The sequence below is a fragment of the Butyrivibrio proteoclasticus genome (assembly GCF_900115735.1).
Taxonomy (GTDB): domain Bacteria; phylum Bacillota; class Clostridia; order Lachnospirales; family Lachnospiraceae; genus Butyrivibrio; species Butyrivibrio proteoclasticus_B.
Genome location: NZ_FOXO01000037.1, coordinates 24,989 through 32,280, shown reverse-complemented (window position 1 = coordinate 32,280; position 7,292 = coordinate 24,989). Strand labels below are relative to the sequence as shown.

Annotated in this window: 11 protein-coding genes; all 11 read left to right on the top strand. The window is 39.5% G+C overall.

Annotated features, from left to right (window positions below; genetic code table 11):
• Positions 1–691: 691 nt before the first annotated feature.
• The 11 genes from BM146_RS16670 (at position 692) to BM146_RS16625 (ending at position 7,224) form a co-directional block, all read left to right on the top strand.
• The gene (locus BM146_RS16670; protein ID WP_074891522.1) at positions 692–1,309 is read left to right on the top strand and encodes a TetR/AcrR family transcriptional regulator; all 618 of its coding nucleotides are present in this window, start codon (positions 692–694) and stop codon (positions 1,307–1,309) included.
• An 80-nt stretch (positions 1,310–1,389) separates the two neighbouring features.
• A complete protein-coding gene (locus tag BM146_RS16665) occupies positions 1,390–1,605 on the top strand; it encodes an aldo/keto reductase (protein WP_143087524.1) in 216 nt (71 codons plus the stop codon).
• A 1-nt stretch (position 1,606) separates the two neighbouring features.
• Positions 1,607–2,149, top strand: a complete 543-nt coding sequence (locus BM146_RS16660) for a flavin reductase family protein (RefSeq protein WP_074891519.1) — start codon at positions 1,607–1,609, stop codon at positions 2,147–2,149.
• A 209-nt stretch (positions 2,150–2,358) separates the two neighbouring features.
• Positions 2,359–3,414, top strand: coding sequence for an aldo/keto reductase (locus BM146_RS16655; protein ID WP_074891518.1), 1,056 nt, complete (start codon positions 2,359–2,361; stop codon positions 3,412–3,414).
• A gap of 1 nt (position 3,415) precedes the next feature.
• Positions 3,416–4,171: a carboxymuconolactone decarboxylase family protein gene (locus BM146_RS16650; protein WP_074891516.1), complete on the top strand. Its 756-nt coding sequence runs from the start codon at positions 3,416–3,418 to the stop codon at positions 4,169–4,171.
• A gap of 14 nt (positions 4,172–4,185) precedes the next feature.
• A complete protein-coding gene (locus tag BM146_RS16645) occupies positions 4,186–4,389 on the top strand; it encodes a flavodoxin family protein (protein ID WP_083413622.1) in 204 nt (67 codons plus the stop codon).
• A gap of 403 nt (positions 4,390–4,792) precedes the next feature.
• A complete protein-coding gene (locus BM146_RS16640; protein WP_074891514.1) occupies positions 4,793–5,824 on the top strand; it encodes a hypothetical protein in 1,032 nt (343 codons plus the stop codon).
• 154 nt (positions 5,825–5,978) lie between these two features.
• Positions 5,979–6,257 (top strand): hypothetical protein, encoded by a 279-nt coding sequence (locus tag BM146_RS16635; protein WP_074891512.1) that lies wholly within the window; start codon positions 5,979–5,981, stop codon positions 6,255–6,257.
• A gap of 90 nt (positions 6,258–6,347) precedes the next feature.
• Entirely contained in the window at positions 6,348–6,578 is a 231-nt protein-coding gene (locus BM146_RS19655; RefSeq protein ID WP_177201719.1) for a hypothetical protein, read from the top strand.
• 53 nt (positions 6,579–6,631) lie between these two features.
• On the top strand, positions 6,632–6,910 hold the full coding sequence (locus BM146_RS16630; protein WP_074891510.1) for a type II toxin-antitoxin system RelE/ParE family toxin: 279 nt from the start codon (positions 6,632–6,634) through the stop codon (positions 6,908–6,910).
• Between the two features lie 17 nt (positions 6,911–6,927).
• Entirely contained in the window at positions 6,928–7,224 is a 297-nt protein-coding gene (locus BM146_RS16625; protein WP_074891508.1) for a HigA family addiction module antitoxin, read from the top strand.
• Positions 7,225–7,292 lie beyond the last annotated feature (68 nt).

Here is a 7,292-nt window from a genome sequence, read left to right as displayed (position 1 = left end):
ATGGGCGGCAGCGGTGTTTCCCCTGCCACATCCATGAGCATGCCTCAGGGTATGGGAATGGGAATTGAGATGGATGTCTCAGCGCCCCAGGCTTCAGCGCCATCATTTGATATCCAAATATGAAAAGCATCTGAATTATCAACCACGAGTCGAATGACATGTGTCCTGCTATTACTTATGTCTGCCTTTTATATGATAAGAACGGATGTGATCTGGAAATCAGGGATATTCCTATTCCAAAGATTTCAGAAAAAGAAGTTCTTGTACCCATATAGAAGCATCCGTAGATGAGGTGTATGACTTGGGTGATGTGAACAGGGCACTGAAGAAGGTGGCATCCGGTGAGTCGAAAGGAAAGACAATATTGAAAATATCGTAACAATAAGTTTAACATATATGCAAGACTTGCTTTGATTATTTCCTGCTTATGAAGTTTCACTTCTTCCAATTCTATTTTCCGGAAATAGAGAGTGTGGTACAAGGTAGGAAGTACGGATACAACATAAAGAGCCAGTTGCTAAAAATAATTTTCAAAGTGAAGGCAAATAGTAATATAGAGAAGACCTATCAGGCGTGCAGAGTTTAGTCTCTGTGCGTCTTTTTGATTAAAAAATACATATTGACACGGTGTCAAAAGATGGTTATAATTCATGCTGACACGAAGTCAGAATAAAATATTTGGAGGGCAGATATGCCAAAGGGATCACCGGAAAGAACCGCAGCAAGAAAAGAAGAAATCATAAGCGCATGTGAAAAGTTGTATCAGACAATGAGCTTTAAGGATATTACGCTTAAAGAGATTGGAAATGAAACATCCTTCTCAAGACCTACAATATATAACTACTACCAGACAAAAGAAGAAATCTTTCTTGCTCTTTATGAGAGGGAATACGACCGCTGGAATGAAGAACTGGAAAGTATCCTTCATGATAATGAGAAGCTTACTAAGCAGCAAATTGCAGAGAAACTTGCAACATCAATAGCCAACAGGCAGCAGCTGCTAAAACTTCTTGCTATGAATAATTACGATATGGAAGAAAACAGCAGACCTGAGCTTCTGACATCATTTAAGGTGGCTTATGGAGATTCCATGAAGAATGTATGTAGGATTCTCACAAAGTTCTGTCCAGGGAAATCCGTTCAAGAGATTCAAAACTTTATATACATATTTTTTCCATTTATGTTTGGAATATATCCTTACACCTCAGTAACAGACAAGCAGAGGGAAGCCATGAAAGAGGCAAATGTGGACTATGTGTACCAGTCCATTTTTGAAATAACCAATAACTGTCTGATGAAGCTTTTATAAAGTATACATTCTTGAATCAACAATTCAAGAATGCATGACAGACTGACACAAAACAACAAATTTAAGGAGGACAAAGCAAAATGGCAAATTTACCTAAGATCGCCCTTGGTGCATGGGCATGGGCCATTGCAAAGGGAACGCTTCCAATCATCGGTGTTACAAAAGAAAACCAGGTACTTGACGCAGTAAAGGCAGCAAATATCACACTTACAGATGAGGAAGTATCTTCACTTGAAAAAATAGCAGATAGTTTGGAACTTAATGTAATTCGTTTTTGGGAAAAGGAGATGAAATAATATGGCAAAGAAAAAGATCGGAGCAACACTTGCATTATATCCATGCCCTGTAATCGTTGTTGGGGCAATGGTAAATGATAAACCTACATGGACACTGGTGGCACATGCAGGAACTGTGGCACACACTCATCTGATGGTGTCCCTGGTACAGGCTCACTATATCAATAAGGGCATCCGCGAGAATAAAAAACTTTCCGTAAATGTTGTGGATGAGTCATGGCTTGCAAAGGCTGATAAGATGGGAACAATCAGCGGAAATAAAGAAGATAAGTCTGAAGCTTTTGCCTGGACAATGGGTGAAAACGGAGCACCTATCATTGATGAGGCCAAAGTTTCCATTGAATGTGAAGTTGATGGCAACTATGAACTGGAAAACTTTGATCACTTTATCTGCAAGATCCTTGCTACCTATGCTGATGAAACTGTTTTAAACGAGCAGGGTAAGATTGATTACCATACCTTTAAGCCGGTATTGTTTGAATTCCCGACCTATGAGTATTTTGTTACCGGAGAAAAGGTCGGAAACTGTGGAAAGATGAACTGATTTTTTACAAGTCTCTGACCTTCAAAGGTCAGAGGCTTGTTTTGCATAAAGGAAAGGATAATTAAATTGGCAGGAAAAATTTTAGTTGCTGTATTTTCAGCAAGCGGTGTGACAAAAAAAGTGGGTGAAGAGATTGCCCGTATCGCACGGATGAAGCTGTGATTAAAAAGTGGCTTGATGAAGTACTGTAATTGGAAAGGGGTATGACAATGAAATATACAAAACTTGGAAATTCAGAATTAAATGTATCCCGTATATGCATGGGCTGTATGGGATTTGGTGATGCGACGAGGGGACAGCATAGCTGGACGATAGATGAGGAACATTCGAGAGAAATTATTAAGAGAGGTCTTGACCTGGGAGTTAATTTCTATGACACGGCAATCGCTTATCAAAGCGGAACCAGTGAGCAGTATGTAGGACGTGCACTTAGAGATTTTGCAAAGCGCGAGGATGTGGTTGTTGCGACCAAATTTCTTCCGAGAACACCGGAAGAGATTGAAAAAGGAGTCACCGGCCAGCAGCATATAGAAAATATGATAAACACAAGCCTTCAGAACCTTGGAATGGACTATGTGGATCTGTATATCTATCACATGTGGGATTGGAATACAGATATCTATGATATTATGGATGGCTTGAACCGTATCGTAAAAGCAGGCAAGGCAAGATATATTGGCATTTCAAACTGCTTCGCATGGCAGATTGCAAAGGCTAATGCTCTGGCAGAAAAAGAGGGCTTTGCAAAGTTTGTTTCGATTCAGGGGCATTATAATCTGATCTTCCGTGAAGAAGAGCGTGAGATGGTGCCGTATTGTGAAGAAGAAAATATCGCACTTACTCCTTACAGTGCATTGGCAAGCGGAAGGCTTTCCAGAAAGCCGGGTGAGGGCGATACCAAGAGAGCTGCCCAGGATACCTATGCTAAGTTTAAATACGATGCTACTAAAGAGCAGGATGATGTGATCATAGGCCGCGTGGCAGAGCTTGCAGAAAAACATGGTGTAACCATGACAGAAGTATCTTTGGCATGGCTCCTTACTAAGGTAACATCACCTGTGGTGGGAGCAACCAAGCTGCATCATATAGAAGGTGCAGTAAAGGCTGTGGACGTAAAACTTACGGATGATGAATTAAAGTACCTCGAAGAGCCGTATGTGCCTCATCCGCTTGCAGGTGTCATGGCACAGAATAAGAGAACTGATGCATCAAAGAAACATGTTTGGACTACAGGTGCACAGAAAATATTAGGAGGCGAGAAATAAGATGGCAGAAAAAATCGTACAAACCGCAGGAAGAGATCAGCTTGGTAAGTTTGCTCCGATGTTTGCGCACTTGAATGATGATGTACTTTTTGGGGAAGTGTGGAATGAGGAAGCGATTGATGTTAAAACCAAATGCATTATTACAGTGGTTTCACTTATGGCATCAGGCATCACAGACTCATCGCTTTCATATCACCTTCAGAATGCAAAGGCACATGGTGTAAGCAAAGAAGAGATAGCTGCAATCATAACCCATGCCACCATGTATGTAGGATGGCCTAAGGGATGGGCAGTATTCCGTCTTGCTAAGGAAGTCTGGAATGAAGCAGTTCCTGAACTGACAGAAAAGGACAGATATCAGAATACAATCTGTTTTCCTATCGGAGATCCTAATCCATACGGACAGTTCTTTGTTGGACAAAGTTATCTTGCTCCTGTTTCAACGGAACAGGTACCTGTATTTAACGTGACTTTCGAGCCGGGATGCCGCAATAACTGGCATATCCATCATGCAAAAAGCGGTGGTGGACAGATGCTGATTTGTATTGGTGGAAGAGGTTACTATCAGGAATGGGGTAAAGAAGCAGTGGAGATGACTCCCGGTAAGGTGATTAACATTCCTGCTGAAGTTAAGCATTGGCACGGAGCAGCACCGGATTCATGGTTCTCTCACCTTGCAATCGAGGTTGCCGGGGAAGAAACAAGCAACGATTGGCTGGAAGCTGTATCGGATGAAGACTATGGCAAATTGAAATAGGGGGCTGATGCAAAATGAAGATAACAATACTTATGGGAAGTCCTAATAAAAATGGCTCCACAAGTATTCTTGCAGATGAGTTTGTAAGAGGAGCTAAAGAGGCCGGACATACCTGTGAAGTCATAGATGTGTGTCATGCCAATATACATCCCTGCATTGGGTGTGTGGCCTGTGGATATAACAGCGGAGGGACTTGTCAGGATATACGAGCAGCTTGACTGGCAGCATTTATGATGGCATCGATTCTTTTAAATCCACAGCTGATCATATACAGTGCAGCTCTTGCCATATTCACTGTCTCGGGAGGGATTCTTCAATGGAACAAGCGTGCCGGTGAATAAGAGTCTGCTTATGATATTTATGGCATCAAAGTATGCAGAACAAAGCGGACACGGCGTACCTACAATAGTTGAGAAATATGGTCGGGAAGTCTTTTCTTTTACCATCATAGATACGACACTTACATAGTTTTCTTAACGAAATTATTAAGAAAACAGTGACCTTGACCGATAAAATAATTATAACTGATAAAGCTAAGGATAGCATCTGTAATCAAGGGATTGATAAATACCTGTTTGCAGGTGCTTTTTATATAGTGATTAAGGAATAGGAGCGTTTATAATGAATATGAATATTTCAAATTGTATTGGTGCATACAGTATAGATGTTGAGTCTGGCAAGTGGACCATTATAGGTGCTTCGGATGAAATGAATTCTGCTCTGAATACAAAGCTAAGGAATAATGTATATAAAGCAGATGATGGGGATTTGTTCCAGATAAAATTGGACAGCAAACCTATGGCATGTAGCAATTATAATGATATTTGTCAACCGATAGCTGGCATACCTAAGTATTGTTACGGAACATCCTATGGAAATAGTCAAATTAAAAAGATCAATGAGAAGTTGAAAGAAGCTCTTTCTGATACTGAGATAGATTATGAGAAAATCAAGAATTATTTTAAGGATTGCTGCCGTGATATGAGAGTCACGTTAATTCAGGAACGTAAAATATCTGGAATGGATCAAGATGCCAATAAGCAGATAATATTGGATACATATGAACAATTTAGAAGCTCGAATTCAATAATGGCAAAATTGGTGTGCGATGAAAAAGGAGAAAGAATAGCAAAGGAAAATGGATGGAATGGAGAAGAAAAGGATTGGGTATACTATGGTGCGGATCTCTATTATTTATCAGAAGAATTGCGTATGCTTTTTAAGCAAGCGGTTGAAGAGATATCTAAAGAATGGGGATTAAGTGATATAGATACGTCTGTAAGGGATGAAGATAAATATTTATCGTATAGCAGTAGCTTTAATCAAGTATGGGAAAACAGTAGTAAATATGGAGCAAGGATTTGCAGCATGATAGATACTGGAATCACACCACCAAGAAAATTCAGCTTATTTTATAGAGAATCCATGGAAAAAACCAATAGAATTGGATTTATACAGATTGAGGAAGATGGTAAGAAAAGCTCCCAGAATGTAATATTTGATAAGTATGATGATGGTATACAGCAAAACATGAAACAGTATTATAACTTAAGTGAGTTATTTAATATTTCTGATAGCTTAACGTCAAATTATTTAAGAAACTTTGATGTCTATACAAGAAGAATTGGAACGATTAAAATCCGTACAGAATAGTGTTTTTATCATCATTCAACATTACACATTGCATGGATTATATATCAATATAGTGGCGATTCGCTCCTTTTTTGTCGTTTTATGCTAGAAATATCCGAATTTAGTGACATCATCGGAAGCCGGGGAATTTTACGCAAGCTTAGAGATTCGAGGTATGGCGCAAAGAGGAACTAATGGTATCATAACGACTCATCCAGATAATATAAGCTATAACGATAATACTGATCCGAAGAAGAATTGGTCAGCGATAATTGATGATAAGACATGGAACCTGCTGCTGTCATGGTTGAAGAGTCATGACCTTGATTCTGGTGAGATGACAGGCTTTAGGTATTGGGACAGTATCTTTGGCAAAATTGGTGGTTCATATGAGAGAGTCTGGTCGGATGATGAATTGAAGCAAGGCAAGTTATTTTCGATGCACAGTAATTAGAGTCGAAGATTTTCTACAAAATAATTTAATAGTGTTACCTTAGACGGTGACGATTGATCGTAACAGATTATCGTCCCTGTCTTTTTTTTATTGGATTCAAAAACGTGCCTGATTATATATGGTGTAACTGTAATTGCTACGCTTGTTCTTGAGCACTGTTTTACTATTGCCAAGATCCTGAGAAGTATTATAGGATGCTTGGTTGTCGCTTTTCTATGCTATGAACTTAGTGATGTGACACCTATGAACACGCGGCTGATAATTACCGGTGTTGGAACAGTTATAACTATTTTGCTTAATATCAGATTCTGGAGAAGGTAAATAATACAGAAGGGAAGATTGACACCTGTAACGTTACAGGTTATAATAATGACATGATAAAATCGTTTGCACATAAAGGCTTAAAAGACTTCTATGAAACTGGTTCAAAGAAGGGAATTCAGCCAGATCATGCACCGAAATTAGCGAGAATGCTTGACCGATTGGATGCCAGCACCAGTGCTCAAGATATGAACTTGCCTGGGTATAGATTACACCCACTTAAAGGTGATAAGCAGGATATGTGGTCTGTTACTGTCAATGGTAATTGGAGAATGACTTTTTACTTTGAGTGTCAGGATGCATTTCTTGTAGACTACATGGACTATCACTGAGGAAGGAGGAAAAATACATGACTAGAAGACCGACACATCCAGGAAATGTATTCTTGGAAGATGTAATGAAACCATTGAATCTCACAGTTACCGATGCAGCGAGAATGCTAGGAGTAAGTAGAAAAGCATTGTCAGAGTTTGTTAATGAGAAAGCTTCTCTTAGCCCGGAAATGGCTATAAGGATAAGCAAGGCAACTAATACATCTCCAGAAAGCTGGATGAATATGCAGCAGAAACTGACGCTTTGGACAGCACAACAAAATGAACCATCAAATGTAATACCTTTTCCTTTGGACGCAGTAAAAGAGGGATGATTGTAATAGGTGAGATTGTATTGCTCTTACTAAACAAAAAGATGAAGCAGAGCGGTGAAAAGTTAAAA

Bases quoted from the DNA above. Each gene is read 5' to 3' on its own strand.
- BM146_RS16670 (WP_074891522.1), top strand. From the start codon at position 692: ATGCCAAAGGGATCACCGGAAAGAACCGCAGCAAGAAAAGAAGAAATC.
- BM146_RS16665 (WP_143087524.1), top strand. From the start codon at position 1,390: ATGGCAAATTTACCTAAGATCGCCCTTGGTGCATGGGCATGGGCCATT.
- BM146_RS16660 (WP_074891519.1), top strand. From the start codon at position 1,607: ATGGCAAAGAAAAAGATCGGAGCAACACTTGCATTATATCCATGCCCT.
- BM146_RS16655 (WP_074891518.1), top strand. From the start codon at position 2,359: ATGAAATATACAAAACTTGGAAATTCAGAATTAAATGTATCCCGTATA.
- BM146_RS16650 (WP_074891516.1), top strand. From the start codon at position 3,416: ATGGCAGAAAAAATCGTACAAACCGCAGGAAGAGATCAGCTTGGTAAG.
- BM146_RS16645 (WP_083413622.1), top strand. From the start codon at position 4,186: ATGAAGATAACAATACTTATGGGAAGTCCTAATAAAAATGGCTCCACA.
- BM146_RS16640 (WP_074891514.1), top strand. From the start codon at position 4,793: ATGAATATGAATATTTCAAATTGTATTGGTGCATACAGTATAGATGTT.
- BM146_RS16635 (WP_074891512.1), top strand. From the start codon at position 5,979: ATGGCGCAAAGAGGAACTAATGGTATCATAACGACTCATCCAGATAAT.
- BM146_RS16630 (WP_074891510.1), top strand. From the start codon at position 6,632: ATGATAAAATCGTTTGCACATAAAGGCTTAAAAGACTTCTATGAAACT.
- BM146_RS16625 (WP_074891508.1), top strand. From the start codon at position 6,928: ATGACTAGAAGACCGACACATCCAGGAAATGTATTCTTGGAAGATGTA.